Genomic DNA, 15,591 nt, shown 5'->3' with positions numbered 1-15,591 from the left:
CGCAGACCCGCAGCGCAGGTTCCATCAGCGCGGAGATAGAATTTCACGCTCGGTGACGATCATGTCCAGCGGCTGGTCATTCGGGTCATGGGGCAGCGCCTCGGCCTCTTGCGCGGCAAAGGCGAAACCGACGGCCAGCACCGGGCCGCTGGCGCGCAGCGCCTGAAGCGTGCGGTCGTAGAACCCCCCGCCGTAGCCCAGCCGCGCGCCAGCGCGGGTGAAGGCAACCAGCGGCACGATGACGATCTGTGGCACGGCAAACACCGGATCGGCGGGAACCTCGGCCCCGAACGGGCCGGGCACCAGCGCCATGTCAGGCTCCCAAAGGGCAAAGCGCAGCGGCGTTGCCTTGGCCTCGATCAGCGGCACCATGACCGGGCCATGGGCCGAGGCTTCGGCCATGGCAGCGCGCGGGTCGATTTCGCTGCGGATCGGCAGGTAGCCCGCCACCGGCACGCCCCGGTGCCCGGCGAGCAGTTCCGACAGGCGCCCTGCCCCGGTGCCCATGTCGGCGTCGAACGCCGCGCGGCGACGCGCAAAGGCAGCCTCGCGGGCGGCCTGTTTGGCGGCGCTCAGGCTCATAGCAAGACGGCCGAGGCCAGCCCGAGAAAGGCGAAAAAGCCCACGACATCGGTCACGGTGGTCACGAACGTGCCCGAGGCCAGCGCCGGGTCGACCCCGAAGCGTTCAAGCACCACCGGCACGCCGATCCCCGCCAACCCCGCCACCACGAGGTTGATGACCATTGCCGCCGCGATCACCAGCCCCAGCGTCGGGGTGCCAAACCAGACCAGCGCCAGCAGCCCCATCACCACCGCGAAGACCACGCCGTTCAACAGCCCCACCGTCAGCTCGCGCCCGATGATGCGCCAGACGTTCGACGAGGTCAGATCCTTGGTGGCAAGCGCCCGTACCGCCACGGTCAGCGCCTGCGTGCCCGCATTGCCGCCCATCGAGGCCACGATCGGCATGAGCACCGCCAGCGCCACCACAGCGCCGATCACGTCCTCGTACTGGGCAATGACAAGGCTGGCCAGCACCGCCGTCAGCAGGTTCACCGCCAGCCACGGCAGCCGCTGCTTGACGGTTTCCAACGTGTTGTCCGACAGTCGGCTTTCCTCGCCGACACCGGCAAGGCGCAGGATGTCTTCCTCGTGTTCCTCGTCAAGCACCGCCATGGCGTCATCGATGGTGATCACCCCCACCAGCCGGTCGGATTCATCGACCACCGGGGCCGAGATCAGGTGGTACTGGTTGAACGCATAGGCGACCTCGGCCTCGGGGCGGGTCACCGGGATGACATGCCACGTGTCTTCGATCAGCGAGCGCAGCAGCACCTCGCGGCGCGACGCCATCAACCGCCCCAGCGCCACGTTGCCCACCGGGCGCAGCTTGGGGTCGACCATCACGATGTGATAGAACTGCTCGGGCAGATCCTCGGTGGCGCGCAGATAGTCGATGGCCTCGCCGACATTCCAGTGCTCGGGGGCCATCACCACCTCGCGCTGCATCAGGCGACCGGCGGAATATTCCGGGTAGCCCAGCGACTGCTCTACCGCCACCCGGTCGCTGACTTCCAGCGCATCCAGAATGGTTTCCTGCTGCGCCTCGTCGAGATCCTCGATCAGGTCGACGACGTCATCGGAATCCAGCTCGCGCACAGCATCGGCCAGAACCTGCGGGGTCAGGGCGCGGATCACGTCTTCGCGGATCGATTCGTCAAGTTCCGACAGGATTTCGCCGTCAAATTCCCTGTCGTAAAGCTTGATGAGCCGCATCCGGTCGAACGCGTTCATCTGCTCGAGCATGTCGGCGATGTCGGCGGCGTGCAGCGGCTCCATCAGGTCGATCAGCGTGTCTCGATCGCCGACATCGACCGCAAACAGAATCGCCGACGCTTCCTTGCGCGAAATCGCCCAGCTCTTGTCGTCATCCTCGGAGATGTCGTCCTCGGGGGCAGTCTTTTGCTGATCTTCGGTCATTTGCGCCTCGCTGCCTGTCCTCCCCGCAAAGAGTAGGATAACCGCCCGGAATTCAACAGGGCGGATTGCGAAACCCGGCCCGCGCCGACAAAATCGCGCGCAGTGATCAGGAGACAGACATGACACAGACCCTGCATCTCGGGCAGATCCTGAGCTTTGACGGCAACCCGTTCGAAGACGGCCCCGGTGCGGCATGGCACGAAACGCACGGCGCGCTGGTCGTCGAGCATGGCAAGATCCTCGCCGTCGGCCCGGCGGATGCACTGCGCGCCGCCCATCCGAAGGCGGCGCAGGTCGATCATGGCGCGGCGCTGATCGTGCCGGGCTTTGTCGATGCCCACGCGCATTACCCGCAAACCGCGATGATCGCGAGCTGGGGCAAACGGCTGATCGACTGGCTGAACCACTACACCTTTCCCGAAGAAATGCGCTTTGCCGATCCGGCCTATGCCGCTGACATCGCGGGGCGCTATCTGGATCTGCTGCTGGCGCATGGCACCACCTCGGTGTGCAGCTTCTGCACCATCCATCCGGCCTCGGCCGAGGCGCTGTTCACGGCGGCGCAGGATCGTAGCATGCGGATCTTTGCCGGCAAGACCTGCATGGATCGCGACACCGCCCCCGAAGGCCTGCGCGACACGGCGCAATCGGCCTATGACGATAGCCTTGCGCTGCTGAACCGCTGGCACGGGCGCGGGCGAGCCTCCTATGTCATCACGCCGCGATTCTCGCCCACCTCGACCCCGGAACAGCTGTCGGCGCTGGGGGCGCTCTGGGCCGAGCATCCCGATTGCCTGATGCAGACGCATTTGTCGGAACAGGTCGATGAAATCGCATGGGTCAAGGCGCTGTACCCGGCGGCCCGCGATTACCTCGACACCTACGAGGCGCACGGGCTGCTCGGCGAAGGCGGCCTTTACGGCCACGCCATCCACCTTGAGCCGCGCGAGCGCGACCGCCTGCGCGAGGTCGGCGCCGGTCTGGTGCATTGCCCGACCTCGAACACCTTCATCGGCTCGGGGCTGTTCGACATGGATGGGTTGATGCGCGAGGGCCAGCGCGTCGGTCTGGCCACCGACACCGGCGGCGGCTCGTCGTTTTCGATGCTGCGCACCATGGCGGCCGCCTATGAGATCGCCCAGCTGCGCCACCGCCCGCTGCACGGATCGGAACTGCTGTGGCTGGCTACGCAAGGCTCTGCGCGGGCGCTGCGCTGCGATCACCTGATCGGCAACCTTGCGCCGGGGATGGAGGCGGATTTCACCGTGCTCGATCTGGCCTCGACCCCCGCCATCGCGCAGCGCAGCACCCGCGCCAATGACATCTGGGAGGCGCTGTTCCCCACCATCATGATGGGCGACGACCGGGCCGTGGCGGGCACATGGGTGGCAGGGCGCAAGCTCTGACATCCCCGCGCGGCAGGCCTCTGGCGAGCGCGTTTCGGCGCTACATCGCCAGCCGCTCGGCCAGCGTGTTCTGGCGCGCGATGACCCGGCCAAGGTCGATGGTGGTGACGCACCCGTCGCGCACCACCTGCCGCCCCTCGACAAACAGGTGCCGCACCCGCGATGGCCCCGCCAGCAGCAGCGCCGAGCGATCCCAGCTGCCGGCGCTGTCGATGCCGCCGATGTCCCACAGCGCCAGATCCGCCCGCTTGCCCACGGCGATCTGGCCGCAATCATGGCGGCCCAGAACCTCGGCCCCGCCGCGCGTCGCAAGGCGCAGCGCCGCACGCGCGCTCATCGCATCTGCGCCCCGGCTGACGCGCTGGAGCAGCATCGCCTGACGTGCCTCGAGCATCAGGTTGGAGCTATCGTTGCTGGCCGAACCGTCGACCCCCAGCCCGACCTTCACCCCCGCATCGATCATCTCGCGCACCGGCGCAATGCCAGAGCCAAGGCGGCAATTGGAACAGGGGCAATGCGCCACCCCGGTGCGTGAGCTTGCAAACAGGTCGATCTCCTGCCCGTCGAGCTTGACGCAATGGGCGTGCCAGACATCGGGGCCGGTCCAGCCGAGATCTTCGGCATATTGCCCCGGGCGGCAGCCGAATTTCTCCAGCGAATAGGCGATATCCTCGTCATTCTCGGCCAGATGGGTGTGCAGCATGACGCCCTTGTCACGGGCCAGAAGCGCGGCGTCGCGCATCAGCTCGCGGCTGACCGAAAACGGCGAACAAGGCGCAACGCCGACGCGCACCATCGCCCCCTCGCGCGGATCATGGAAGCGGTCGATCACCCGGATGCTATCCTCGAGGATCGCGGCCTCGGTTTCAACCAGCGCGTCGGGCGGCAGGCCGCCATCGCTTTGCCCAATCGACATGGCGCCGCGCGTGGCGTGAAAGCGCAGGCCGATGTCCTGCGCCGCCTCGATGGTGTCATCAAGCCGCGCGCCGTTGGGATATAGGTACAAATGATCCGAGGTCAGCGTGCAGCCCGACAGCGCCAGCTCGGCCAGCCCGGTCAGCGCCGAGATGCGCATTTCCTCGGGGCCAAACCGCGCCCAGATCGGGTACAGCGTCTGCAACCAGCCGAACAACAGCGCATCCTGTGCGCCGGGCACCGCCCGCGTCAGGGTCTGGTAAAGATGGTGATGGGTGTTCACCAGCCCCGGCGTCACAAGGCAGCGCGAGGCATCGACCACCTCGCCTTCGGATACAAGATCGCTGCCGATTTCGGCGATGATGCCGTCGCGCAGGATCATGTCTGCGCCGTCGAGCTCGCTGCCCGCGTCGTCCATGGTCAGGATGTTCCAGGCGTTGCGGATCAGGATCTCGGACATGGCGGCCTCCGGGGTTGCGCATGGCGCACCCTGCCCGCCGCCCAGCCGAAAGAAAAGCCCTACTGCGCTGTGATTTCGCCGCGCCCGCGCAGACAGCCGAATTCGGCGCGCAGCATCTCGACCAGCGGGTCAACGATGCGCGAGCGCGCGCCCGATGCATAGAGGCAGATCTTCTGCGCGCCCAGCTCTGGCAGCACCCCCGGCGCGATCATCTCGAAATGCGCCGGCGCGTGGCCTTCAAGAACCGGGGTGACCGCCAGATCGGCGCTTACCGACACTTCGATGGTGCGGTCGCTCTCGCTGTCCACGGCCAGCTCCCACGCCGTGCCCTCGCGGTCGAGCAAGGCCGCCGCAACGGGGCGAAAGCCGCACCGGCGCGAAAATGCCACCCGCAGCGGGCGCGCCTTCCACGCAGTGCCGCCCGGCGCGCCGTACCAGCGCAGCGGCACCTCGAGCAGCGCCTCCGCGCCCGGGCCGGGGCTGGCCTCGGTGGTCAGGATCACATCAACCGCGCCGCGCCCGAACTGCTCTTTGAGCTCGGCAGAATAAGAGCTGAGCAGTTGCAGGCGCACGCGGGGAAAATCGCGCCGCATCGCCTTCATCACGCGCGGGATCACCGGGTAGATGATGTCATGGGGCACGCCGAGCACGATCTCGCCTTCCAGATCGGCGTTGGTCAGGCGCGAATAGATCTCGTCGTTCAGCTCGATCATGCGGCGGGCATAGGTCAGCAGCTGCTCTCCGGCGGGGGTCAGGCTGACACCGCGCCCGGATCGGTCGAGCAACGACAGATCCAGCAGCTCTTCGAGCCGCTTGAGCTGCATCGACACCGCCGATTGCGTCAGGTTGAGAAATCCCGCAGCCCGGGTCACCCCGCCTGCATCGGCGACGGCGGCAAAGGATCGAAGCGTGGTGATGTCGAGATTGCGCATGGATCGAATTTCGTGATGGGGGGCGTCAGGAATGGTCGTTTTACTGATGGGTCTAAAACCAGCATATCCATCACACAACCACATGAACAGCGGAATACTCATCACCAATTGTGAAGGATACCATCATGCTTCGTGACGCCGCCCCATCCATCACCCTGCCCCGTCGCCGCAGCGCATTGACCACGCTGCTGCGCTGGTCTGCCCTTGCCCGTCAGCGCCGCCAGCTTGCCCGTCTGGATGACGCCGCCCTGCGTGACATAGGCCTGTCCCGCGCCGATGTCGCAAACGAGCTACGTCGCAAGCCCTGGGACGCCCCGACGCATTGGAAGCGGTGACGCCATCCCCTGCATATTCCGCCGGAAACAGCGCGTTTCGTTGGGTTTGAGCCTTGAAATACCTCCTCGCTCTGCCAATATCGGTAACGAATATTACGGACTTCCCTAATCCGCACACAGCTTGGAGGCATAGATGGCTCAATACAGAACAATCCGGACCGCTGCCGGGACGACCGCGGCCCAGATTGACGAAGGTCTGCGCACGCATATGAGCAAGGTCTACGGGACCATGTCCATCGGCATGCTCCTCACCTTCGCGGTCGCATGGGCCGTAGGTACGAGCCCTGAACTGCTGAGCGTGTTCCGCGACCCGATGACCCTGTCGCCGAACATCCTTGGCTACATCGTCATGTTCGCCCCGCTGATCATGATCTTCGCCTTCGGCGCGATGATCAATCGCCTGTCTGCCGCTGCCGCGCAGATGTTCTTCTACGCCTTCGCCTCGGTGATGGGCCTGTCGCTGTCGTGGATCTTTGTCGCCTTCACCGGCTTCTCGATCGCGCAGGTGTTCCTCGTGACCTCGATCGCCTTCGCGGGCCTGTCGATCTTTGGCTACACCACCAAGAAAGACATCTCGGGCTGGGGATCGTTCCTGATCATGGGTGTCATCGGTCTGCTGGTGGCGTCGATCATCAACATCTTCCTCGGATCGCCGGCGATCATGTTCGCCATCTCGATCCTTGGTGTGCTGATCTTCGCCGGTCTGACCGCCTATGACACGCAGAACATCAAGAACACCTACCTTGAGCACGCAGCGCATGGCGACAGCGAATGGCTGGGCAAGGCCGCCATCATGGGCGCGCTGAACCTCTACATGAACTTCATCAACATGTTCATGTTCCTGCTGCAACTGATGGGCAACCGCGAGTAATCAATCGCTACGCCCCGCGACACACGCCCGCCGGCCATCTGGTCCGGCGGGCTTTTTCATGCCTGATCGCTAGCGCCGCGACCGAACCGTCAGGCCAGTACCGCTGGCATCAGCCCGCGCAGCGAATTGCCGATCCACAGCTTCTCGGCCCGTTCCAGATCATGGCGCGTGAGGATCTCTTCCTTGACCTCGCCGGTGCACAGCAGGCTTTCGCGCAGCACGCCCGGCAGCAAACCGCTCGACACCGCGGGCGTCAGCTTCTGCCCATTGATCTGCAAGAAGACATTGCTGATGCTGCCCTCGCACAGCTCGTCTTGCGTATTGAAGAACAGCACCTCGTCGATCCCCGCCGGCCGGCTTGCGTAGGCATCGTCATACAGCGCGCGCCGCGTGGTCTTGAGCCGCAGGAACGGGTCGCGCGGGTCAAGCCGCTGCGCCGACACCAGAACCCGGCTGAGCACCGGCAGCGCGCCCAGCTCGAAAGGCTGGGATGTCATGGCCACGCTGCCATCCTGCGCCACGCTCATGCGCAGCCGCAGCGGCGCATCGCCACCAATCTTGTTGAGCGCCCGCAGCACCGCCACAGGATCGTAGTCGAACCCCAGCACCGCGCAGCTGCGCTGGCAGCGCGCAAGATGCAGCCGCTCGCGCACGATGCCCGAATGCGGCAGCCACAGCATGGTCTCGATCACGCGGAGCGCGGGATCAGTCCTGTCACGAAGCGAGATTTCCAAAGTGCTTCCTCGTATTCCGCCTCACAGAGACTGTCATGCACGATGCCGCCACCAATCCCCATGAGCGCGCGCCCGGGCGCTGTCAGGGTCAGGGTGCGGATCGCAACGTTGAACGAAGAGCGCCCATCCGGAGCGGCCCAGCCAATGGCGCCACAATACGCGCCCCGGCGCCAGCCCTCCAGCCGGTGAATCGCCTTCATCGCGGCAATCTTGGGGGCACCGGTGATCGAGCCGCAAGGAAAGATTGCCTCGAATACGCGCGATATATCAAACGGCGCGTCAAGTTCGGCCGAAACCCGGCTGACCATCTGGTGCACCGTCGCATAGGTTTCGACCCGCAGCAGATCCGGAACATGCACCGACCCGATGCGGCTGATCCGTGACAGATCGTTGCGCATCAGATCGACGATCATGATGTTTTCGGCCCGGTTCTTGATGTCGCTGGCCAGCGCATCGCGCAGCGCGTCATCATCCGGCCCGGTGTCGCCGCGCGGCGCGGTGCCCTTCATCGGGGCGACGGAGATGCGCCCCTGCGCGTCGGTGCGAAAGAACAGCTCGGGCGAGCGCGACAGCACCTCGTGGCCGCCAAGCCGCAGGAACGCCCCGTGCCCGACCGGCTGATGCTGGCGCATCGCCTGCCAGAGCGCCTCGGGGGTGCCCTCGAATGCCACCTCGACCGGCATCGTCAGATTGACCTGATACAGATCGCCGCGGGCGATCATCTGCTTGATCTGATCAAAGCTTTGCGCATAGCGGGCGCGATCCCACAGCGGCGTGACCGCGCGCACCTGCGCCGTACCTTCCGGCTGCGGCGCGGCAATCGGTGCATCGAAGATGCCAAAGCACAGCAGCGGTGTGTCCGGTTCAAGCAGCCCTGACAGCGACGGCTCCAGCGCGAAGCCCAGCTCGTAGAAGGCGATGCCCGCGATCCACGCGCCGTCGCGCCGGGCGCTGTCCAGCCGCTTGAGCGCGGCGCGCGCCGAACTGGCATCCTGCGCGGTGATGATCTCGCGCGGGGCCTTGAACAGCGCGGCGGTGCCGCCCGGCCCATCCTCGACAAGGATCCTGTCCTGCAGGTCTGGCGTCATGTCCGGCCCGGCCTTTACACAAGCAAAAGGCCGCGCGGCCATGGGCGTCGCGCGGCCTTCGTCACTGTCGCGACGAGGCAGATCTTACTTGATCTTGCCTTCTTTGTACTCGACGTGCTTGCGCACAACCGGGTCGTACTTGCGCACGGTCATCTTCTCGGTCATCGTACGTGCGTTTTTCTTCGTCACGTAGAAGTGGCCCGTGCCCGCCGACGAGTTCAGGCGGATCTTGATTGTGGTGGGCTTCGCCATGTTTCTTCTCCTGCAGCGGTCCCGCAGTGTTGCAGGGGCCGTGAAATCTCTTGAAGTCGCCTTTTACTGATCCGGGCACCCGAGTCAACCGGGAATGGCGGATATAATGCGTGGAGGGCCTGTAAGCCGGATTCTGTTCCCGGGGTTGCCCCCGTTCGGCGACCATTCCTCTAGGCGCACGATTGCTCGCGCGCTCTAGCTGCCAACCCGGACGTCTCGGGCCAAAGCTGCCCTGCGGCGATATCCCCGAAAGGATCATGCCCCGCGCGACGTCCCTATTTGGCGTTGCTCCCGGTGGGGCTTGCCATGCCACCCCCGTTGCCGGGGGCGCGGTGGGCTCTTACCCCACCGTTTCACCCTTACCGTCGCAGTGCCCTTCGTTTGGCCTTGGGCGAACCCTTGGCGCACCTCCGGTGCGACGGCGGTCTGTTTTCTGTGGCGCTTTCCGTCAGGTTACCCTGCCCGGGCGTTACCCGGCACCGATGCTTCAGTGAGTCCGGACTTTCCTCCCCCGATCCTGCGATCGGCGGCGGCCGCCCGGCCCTCCACGCATCGTCCACATAGGCGCGGGCGGCAGGGGCGTCAATCGTTCAGCGCAGCAGCAGCGGTTCGGCCATCCAGTCGCGGATCGCGTCGGCCACCGCCTCGGGGCGTTCGAGCATCGGCAGACGGCCCGCTTCCTCAAGCACCTCAAGCCGCGCACCGGGGATCAGATCGGCCAGAAAGCTCTGCCGCTTCACCGGGTGCTGCGCGTCTTCGAGACCGCACAGGATGGTTGTTGGCACCCGGATCTTGCGCAGCGCGCTTTGCTGGTCGCGGCGGCGCTGCATCATGCGCACCTGCCGGGTCAGGATGTCGATGCCCTGCCCGAGGGCCATGTCATCGAGCAGCGCCTGAATCTCGGCGCGGTAAGGGCCATTATACAGCGCAGTCGCAGGGATCAGCGCCCGCGTCGCATCCAGCAAACGCCCGGCGCGCGCCTTGATCAGCAGCGGATCGAGCGCCGCCGCCTGCGCCGGGGTCTCGCCCATCGGTGAGGCGTTGATCAGCATCAGCCGCGTCACGCGATCAGGGGCGCGGCGCTGAAGCTCCATCGCGATCGCGGCGCCCAGCCCGACGCCGGCCAGCGCAAAGCGCCGCGGCAGCACGTCGAGCAGGCCCGAGGCCACCTCTTCGACCCGCTCACCAGCCGAGATCGGCGCCACCATAACCGCCATGTCGCGCGACAGATCGGCAATCTGCGGCCCCCAAAGCCGGGCATCGCACATGACATCGGGCAAGAGAACCAGCGCCTCAGCCATGCCTGTCTCGTGTTGTGCCACTCATGCGCTGCCCCAGTCTGCCCGACCGCAACCTATCAGAGCAGGGGGCGATGGAAAGCCGGAATGCGCCGCGCTTACCGAAGGATGATCGGCGTCATTCCGCCGCCATCGCACGGCTCTGGATCGGCGCAAGACCGGAGGCGTGGATCTGCATCCAGATCGCCGCCTCGTCATACAGCGTCCATTCGCGGCGGATGCCGTTCGGGCCGAATTCGGCGTGGCTGATGCCCATCACATGCACCATCGCCCCGGTGGGCTTGCCGAACGCGCCCCAGCCATCGTGCCGCCCGCTCAGCGACCAGCGCAGCGCGGCGCGGGGCGGCATCAGCCGGTCTTCGCGCCCGGCGCGGTGCTGGATCTCGAACTTCGCCGAGGGGAAAGCCGCGCGCAGCCCGAACCAGAACCGTTCTGCCGCGCCCGCGCCTTCGGCGATGACGCCGCAGGGATAGCACAGCCGCGCCGCCGGGTCGTATTGTTCGGCAATCTCCGAGAAATCATGCGCCATGATCCGTTCCAGCACCCCGGCAAAGGCCATGCCCCACTGGTTGCCATTGCCGCTGCCGGTATAGGGGCCGGGCTCGTCGATGCCGGGGTGGAACGGCCCGCTGTCCGGATCGCCCGGCCGCAACCGCGCCCGCGCCCAGGCCTGCACATTGATGCCAAGCTGGCGCAGGATCGCGCCGGTGTCGCGCACCGCCCATATCTCGGAAATCCGGTTGTCCTTGGCGTAGATGTCGGTCAGCACCCGAAACCGGATGCGCTTGCCCGTGGCGGCGCCGAACACGCCAGCCCCATCGTGACAGCCCTGCATCAGCAGCCGCTGCGAGCCCAGCATTCCAACGCGCCCATTGCCCGACCAGATCACATCTTCGGAGCGCGAGGCAAGATCCGGCATCGCCGCCAGCAATTCCAGTGCATCGGCGCGCAGTGCATCCGCGCCATAGCCCAGCCCCTGAGCATTGCGCAGGATCAACTGCGGATGACAGACCCCGGACAAGGCCGCCTCGAGCCCGCGCCGGTTCCACGTCGTCTCTGCCACCCGGCGCAGGAATTCCCCAAAGCCGAGATCGTCGCTGTCCTGTTCGCGCATCGCGCCCTCCTGGCAGTGAGCCGAGGGCGTGCCTGCCCCCGGAAGCGATGGCCGCAGCAGCCCTCGCCCCCGCACAGTTGCGCAAAATTCTTGATAAATCGTTCCCGACCGCCGGGATCAGTCGCCCGGATAGCCTTGCCAGCGAAACGCGCCATCCGTGCTGCGCAGCGGCGAGAACGGGTTATGCGCGATTTCCCAGATATGACCTTCGGGATCGGCGAAATAGCCGTGATAGCCGCCCCAGAACACCTCTTGCGGGGGTTTGAGCACCGTTGCGCCCGCATCTTCCGCAAGGCGCATCAACGCATCGACCTCGGCGCGGCTGGGCACGTTATGGGCCAGTGTCAGCCCGCCGTGCCCAAGGCTGTCCACCGGCACACCGATGTCTTCGGCCAGCTTTTCAAGGTCGAACAGGCCCAGCGTCTGGCCCAGAAGATCAAAGGCCACCACGCCATCAGGGCCCTCGGCACGGGCAAGGCCAAGCGATTCGTAAAACGCCGTCGCCCGCGCCATGTCGCGCACCCCCAGCGTGATCAGTGAGATCCGCGCCTCCATCCCAGTCATCCCGCCACCTCGGTGATCGCGGCCTCGATCAAGGCCAAATTCGCTGGCTCTGAAAATCGGTGGTCGGCCCCTTTTACCAGCAGCAGCCGCACATCGTCTCCGTCGATGTGATCGAGCAGGCGCAGCGCGGTGTCGCGACTGACGGCCTCGTCCAGCGTGCCCTGCAGCAGGCGCACCGGGTAGGGCATCGGCAACGGTTTGCGCAGCACCAGCTGCCTGCGCCCGTCTTCGATCAGCCGCCGGGTCACCGCGTAGGGCTCGCCATAGTCCGAGGGGCGATACCAGACGCCGCTGTCCATCATTTCGGCTTTCTGCGCGTCGGTCATTTCGGCCCAGAAGCCGTCTTCGGTGAAATCCGGCGCCGCGGCGATGCCGACAAAGCCCGCGACCCGCGCCAAACGCTGCGACAGGAGACAGGCGATCCAGCCGCCCATCGACGAGCCGACCAGCACCAGCGGGCCCTGCATCACCGCCTCGATCACCGCCTGCGCGTCAGCGGCCCAGTCGCCGATGCAGCCATCCTCGAACCTGCCGCCCGATTGGCCGTGGCCGGAATAATCCAGCCGCAGGAAGGCGCGGCCCTGCGCCTTGGCCCAGGCTTCCAGATGCACGGCCTTGGTGCCCTCCATGTCGGATTTATAGCCCGACAGGAACACCACGGTCGGCCCCGCGCCGGGTGTGAAAGCATAGGCCAGCCGGGCGGTCGGCCCGTCGAGATGGGAAATGGCGCTCATCTGTCTCTCCGTCTTTGCGGCAGAGACTGGACGCGGCACCGGCGAAGGGCAACCCCTGCCCGCCGCGCCAGACCTTCACGTCTCGACGACAGCAGCACAACCGATCCGTCCAGCAGGGCACAGAAAGATGAAGGCCCCGGAGCGCGAGGTCTCCGGGGCCTTCGATACATGGGGCGCCAAGCTTAAAGCTGCGCCATGACCTCGTCGGAGGCTTCGAAATTGGTGGTGACGCGCTGCACGTCGTCGTCATCTTCGAGCGCATCGACCAGCTTCATCAGCGTCTGCATCGAGTCGAGATCCAGCTCGGTCGTGGTGGTCGGCTTCCAGATCAGCTTGGTGGTTTCCGACTCGCCCAGTTCGGCCTCGAGCGCGGTGGCGACCTCGTTCAGATCGGTGTCGGCGCAGTAGATCACATGTGCCTCGTCGTCGCTTTCGACATCCTCGGCGCCAGCCTCGATCGCCGCCATCATCACCGTGTCCGCATCCCCAACGGAGGCTTTATAAATTACCTCGCCTTTGCGCTCGAACATAAAGGCCACCGATCCGGTCTCGCCGAGGTTGCCACCGTTCTTGGTGAAGGTCGAGCGCACGTTCGACGCGGTGCGGTTGCGGTTGTCGGTCATCGCCTCGACGATGATCGCCACGCCATTGGGGCCGTAGCCCTCGTAGCGGATTTCTTCGTAATCCTCGCCGTCGCCACCGATCGCCTTCTTGATGGCGCGCTCGATGTTGTCCTTGGGCATGGACTGGCTTTTCGCTTCCTTCACCGCAAGCCGCAGGCGCGGGTTCTTTTCCGGGTCCGGATCGCCCATCTTGGCGGCGATGGTGATCTCTTTGGAGAATTTCGAGAACAGCTTGGCGCGAACCGCGTCCTGGCGGCCCTTGCGGTGCTGGATGTTTGCCCATTTGGAATGGCCGGCCATGAGTGCCTCTTGCCTTATATTACAGTGTTGGAAAACTCGCCCCGCGCTATAACCGAAGCGGGCGGGTCCGCGCAAGCCCGCTGCTCGGGCCCGCGCAAAGACACATTATATATAGGGGCGCGTTTCGACGCAGAGAAACTGGTTCAAGGGTGAACCAGTTTGTTTAACGATTAAACGACCCCGCCCTGGATCATTCTATCCGCCAGCCGGGCGTAGGCCTGCGACATCACCCCGTCGCCAAGCGCCACCGGGCGACCCGCGTCGCCGCCAAGCCGGGTTTCCAGATCGATCGGCAGCGCGGCAAGCAGCGGCAGCCCCAGCCGATCCGCTTCGGCCTGCACGCCGCCCTCTCCGAAGATGTGGTATTCGTGGTCGCAGTTGGGGCAGTGGAACAGCGACATGTTCTCGATCAGCCCCAGCACCGGCACCTTGAGCGAGGCAAAGGCATCCAGCGCCTTCTTGGCGTCGATCATCGCCACGTCCTGCGGGGTCGACACCACGATGGCACCGGCAAGATCGCTTTTCTGGCCCAGCGTCAACTGCACGTCGCCGGTGCCGGGCGGCAGGTCGATCAGCAGCACGTCAAGTTCGCCCCATTCGACCTGCATCATCATCTGCTGAAGCGCCCCCATCAACATCGGCCCGCGCCAGATCACCGCCTTGTCCTCGGGCAGCATCAGCCCGATGGACATCAGGGTCACGCCATGGGCCTGCAGCGGGATGATGGTCTTGCCGTCAGGGCTGGCGGGGCGCTTGGTCAGCCCGAACATGCGCGGCTGCGACGGGCCGTGGATGTCGGCGTCCAGCAGCCCGACCCGTTTGCCAGCCCGCGCCAGCGCCACGGCAAGGTTCGACGACACGGTGGATTTGCCCACGCCGCCCTTGCCCGAGCCGATGGCGATGATGCTCTTGACCCCCGGCGGGTTCATCCGTTCGGCCTGCGGCTTCATGTGGCCGCCCATCTTCAGCGAGGGAGCCTTGGGCGCCGGGCCATGCGCGGTGAGCACGGCACTGACCGAGGTCACGCCGGGCAGCGCCCGCACCGCCGCTTCGCTGGCAGCGCGCGCCGGCTCGAGCGCGCGGGCCGACTCGGGGTCTGGCGCGTCGATGACAAAGCGCACATTGCCGCCATCGACGGTCAGGGCACGAATCAAATCCGCGGAAACCGGGTCTCCGCCGCCCGGCAGGGCGACTCGCTCAAGCGCGGCCTTCACCGCTTCGACAGTCGCGGTCATTAATTTTCCCTTCCGTTTTTGCAGACCTACGTCACGTCACCATGCGACTGTTGCAAGGCTCACACGGGGTCTGCCCAATTGTTATACTTAACGCCCTGAAAACGCTGTGCGGAAGGCCCAAAACTCCATGCGCGTCACGCATAGCGGCATTGAGGTTCCGCGGGATTGTGCAGTTGCAGCAATTGCCCCAAGTTAGCGGCAACACAGCAACGTATGAACAGAAACGAGACAGCAATGGCAATCGCAACCGACAACCGCACAGCCGCTCAGGATGGTTTCGCAGGTAGCATCGCCTCGCTCTTTGCAGGCTTCCGCGAGCACATGGAGCGCCGCAAGCTTTTCCGCGCGACACTGCGCGAACTGAACGCGCTGAGCAACCGCGAACTGGGCGACCTCGGGCTGAACCGCTCGATGATCCGTCGCATCGCATATCAGGCCGCCTACGAGGCCTGAGACAGTTTTCGTTTGAAGGTCTTTCTCCTCCTCCCTGAGACCTTCGAACTTCGGCGACAACCCCACTCCTCCTCCCAGGGGTTGTCGCCAGCCAGATGCGGACCCACATGGTCCAGTAGATCGAAGACCTTCTCCTCCCTCGGGTCTTTCGAGAAAGCGACGCTGCCTCTCCTCCTCCCGGGCATCGTCGCAACCTTACATCGGGCCTCAGCGGCCCAACGCATTCGAAGCCCCCTCTCCTCCTCCCTGGGGCCTTCGATAGCGCGACGGTTCCCCTCCTCCTCCCTAGGAACCG

The 15,591-nt window shown here is 65.5% G+C and carries 18 protein-coding genes and 1 other RNA gene; 4 read left to right on the top strand and 15 right to left on the bottom strand.

The window, feature by feature from the left end; translation table 11 throughout:
• Positions 1 to 24 precede the first annotated feature (24 nt).
• On the bottom strand, positions 25 to 582 hold the full coding sequence (locus KO516_RS18725; RefSeq protein WP_216005309.1) for a 5-formyltetrahydrofolate cyclo-ligase: 558 nt from the start codon (positions 580 to 582) through the stop codon (positions 25 to 27).
• Positions 579 to 1,982 (bottom strand): magnesium transporter, encoded by a 1,404-nt coding sequence (gene mgtE / locus KO516_RS18720; RefSeq protein ID WP_216005308.1) that lies wholly within the window; start codon positions 1,980 to 1,982, stop codon positions 579 to 581. Before mgtE ends, KO516_RS18725 begins: the two co-directional genes overlap by 4 nt.
• Before the next feature lie 119 nt (positions 1,983 to 2,101).
• Between mgtE and guaD the strand changes: the two genes are divergently transcribed.
• Positions 2,102 to 3,388, top strand: coding sequence for a guanine deaminase (gene guaD / locus KO516_RS18715; RefSeq protein ID WP_216005307.1), 1,287 nt, complete (start codon positions 2,102 to 2,104; stop codon positions 3,386 to 3,388).
• A gap of 40 nt (positions 3,389 to 3,428) precedes the next feature.
• Here guaD and KO516_RS18710 read toward each other — a convergent pair whose 3' ends face one another.
• Both KO516_RS18710 and KO516_RS18705 read right to left on the bottom strand, forming a co-directional pair.
• Positions 3,429 to 4,763 carry an 8-oxoguanine deaminase gene (locus KO516_RS18710; protein WP_216005306.1) on the bottom strand — a complete coding sequence of 445 codons (1,335 nt, stop codon included), beginning with the start codon at positions 4,761 to 4,763 and terminating at the stop codon, positions 3,429 to 3,431.
• A gap of 59 nt (positions 4,764 to 4,822) precedes the next feature.
• Positions 4,823 to 5,695: a LysR family transcriptional regulator gene (locus KO516_RS18705; protein WP_216005305.1), complete on the bottom strand. Its 873-nt coding sequence runs from the start codon at positions 5,693 to 5,695 to the stop codon at positions 4,823 to 4,825.
• Between the two features lie 125 nt (positions 5,696 to 5,820).
• Here KO516_RS18705 and KO516_RS18700 point away from each other — a divergent pair, with 125 nt between their 5' ends.
• Together KO516_RS18700 and KO516_RS18695 are read left to right on the top strand one after the other, a co-directional pair.
• Positions 5,821 to 6,030 carry a DUF1127 domain-containing protein gene (locus tag KO516_RS18700; protein ID WP_216005304.1) on the top strand — a complete coding sequence of 70 codons (210 nt, stop codon included), beginning with the start codon at positions 5,821 to 5,823 and terminating at the stop codon, positions 6,028 to 6,030.
• A 133-nt stretch (positions 6,031 to 6,163) separates the two neighbouring features.
• Positions 6,164 to 6,901: a Bax inhibitor-1/YccA family protein gene (locus tag KO516_RS18695; RefSeq protein WP_216005303.1), complete on the top strand. Its 738-nt coding sequence runs from the start codon at positions 6,164 to 6,166 to the stop codon at positions 6,899 to 6,901.
• 89 nt (positions 6,902 to 6,990) lie between these two features.
• Here KO516_RS18695 and KO516_RS18690 read toward each other — a convergent pair whose 3' ends face one another.
• From KO516_RS18690 to KO516_RS18645, 10 genes are all read right to left on the bottom strand, one after another.
• Entirely contained in the window at positions 6,991 to 7,593 is a 603-nt protein-coding gene (locus KO516_RS18690; RefSeq protein ID WP_216005302.1) for an aminotransferase class IV family protein, read from the bottom strand.
• Positions 7,590 to 8,723 (bottom strand): aminodeoxychorismate synthase component I, encoded by a 1,134-nt coding sequence (locus KO516_RS18685; RefSeq protein WP_216005301.1) that lies wholly within the window; start codon positions 8,721 to 8,723, stop codon positions 7,590 to 7,592. The genes KO516_RS18690 and KO516_RS18685 overlap by 4 nt, the downstream gene beginning before the upstream one ends.
• Before the next feature lie 84 nt (positions 8,724 to 8,807).
• On the bottom strand, positions 8,808 to 8,975 hold the full coding sequence (rpmG, locus tag KO516_RS18680) for a 50S ribosomal protein L33 (protein ID WP_021098674.1): 168 nt from the start codon (positions 8,973 to 8,975) through the stop codon (positions 8,808 to 8,810).
• Positions 8,976 to 9,081: 106 nt separating this feature from the next.
• Positions 9,082 to 9,524: RNase P RNA component class A (gene rnpB / locus KO516_RS18675), an RNA gene on the bottom strand.
• 41 nt (positions 9,525 to 9,565) lie between these two features.
• Positions 9,566 to 10,276 (bottom strand): alpha/beta fold hydrolase, encoded by a 711-nt coding sequence (locus KO516_RS18670; RefSeq protein ID WP_216005300.1) that lies wholly within the window; start codon positions 10,274 to 10,276, stop codon positions 9,566 to 9,568.
• 115 nt (positions 10,277 to 10,391) lie between these two features.
• On the bottom strand, positions 10,392 to 11,387 hold the full coding sequence (locus KO516_RS18665; protein ID WP_216005299.1) for an ester cyclase: 996 nt from the start codon (positions 11,385 to 11,387) through the stop codon (positions 10,392 to 10,394).
• 117 nt (positions 11,388 to 11,504) lie between these two features.
• Positions 11,505 to 11,942 carry a VOC family protein gene (locus tag KO516_RS18660; RefSeq protein ID WP_216005406.1) on the bottom strand — a complete coding sequence of 146 codons (438 nt, stop codon included), beginning with the start codon at positions 11,940 to 11,942 and terminating at the stop codon, positions 11,505 to 11,507.
• Between the two features lie 5 nt (positions 11,943 to 11,947).
• Entirely contained in the window at positions 11,948 to 12,685 is a 738-nt protein-coding gene (locus KO516_RS18655) for a carboxylesterase (protein ID WP_216005298.1), read from the bottom strand.
• Positions 12,686 to 12,867: 182 nt separating this feature from the next.
• Positions 12,868 to 13,608, bottom strand: coding sequence for a YebC/PmpR family DNA-binding transcriptional regulator (locus KO516_RS18650; RefSeq protein ID WP_216005297.1), 741 nt, complete (start codon positions 13,606 to 13,608; stop codon positions 12,868 to 12,870).
• Between the two features lie 170 nt (positions 13,609 to 13,778).
• A complete protein-coding gene (locus tag KO516_RS18645) occupies positions 13,779 to 14,843 on the bottom strand; it encodes an Mrp/NBP35 family ATP-binding protein (RefSeq protein ID WP_216005296.1) in 1,065 nt (354 codons plus the stop codon).
• Positions 14,844 to 15,077: 234 nt separating this feature from the next.
• Here KO516_RS18645 and KO516_RS18640 point away from each other — a divergent pair, with 234 nt between their 5' ends.
• Positions 15,078 to 15,296 carry a DUF1127 domain-containing protein gene (locus KO516_RS18640; RefSeq protein ID WP_216005295.1) on the top strand — a complete coding sequence of 73 codons (219 nt, stop codon included), beginning with the start codon at positions 15,078 to 15,080 and terminating at the stop codon, positions 15,294 to 15,296.
• On the opposite strand, the gene KO516_RS18635 is transcribed toward KO516_RS18640, so the two are convergent.
• Positions 15,284 to 15,591: hypothetical protein (locus tag KO516_RS18635; RefSeq protein WP_216005294.1), on the bottom strand; the 308-nt coding region annotated here is incomplete at its 5' end. The two genes, KO516_RS18640 and KO516_RS18635, sit on opposite strands and share 13 nt — an antisense overlap.

The sequence above is a fragment of the Citreicella sp. C3M06 genome (assembly GCF_018860705.1).
Classification (GTDB): Bacteria; Pseudomonadota; Alphaproteobacteria; order Rhodobacterales; family Rhodobacteraceae; genus Salipiger.
This window is presented reverse-complemented; position numbering and strand designations above follow the sequence as displayed.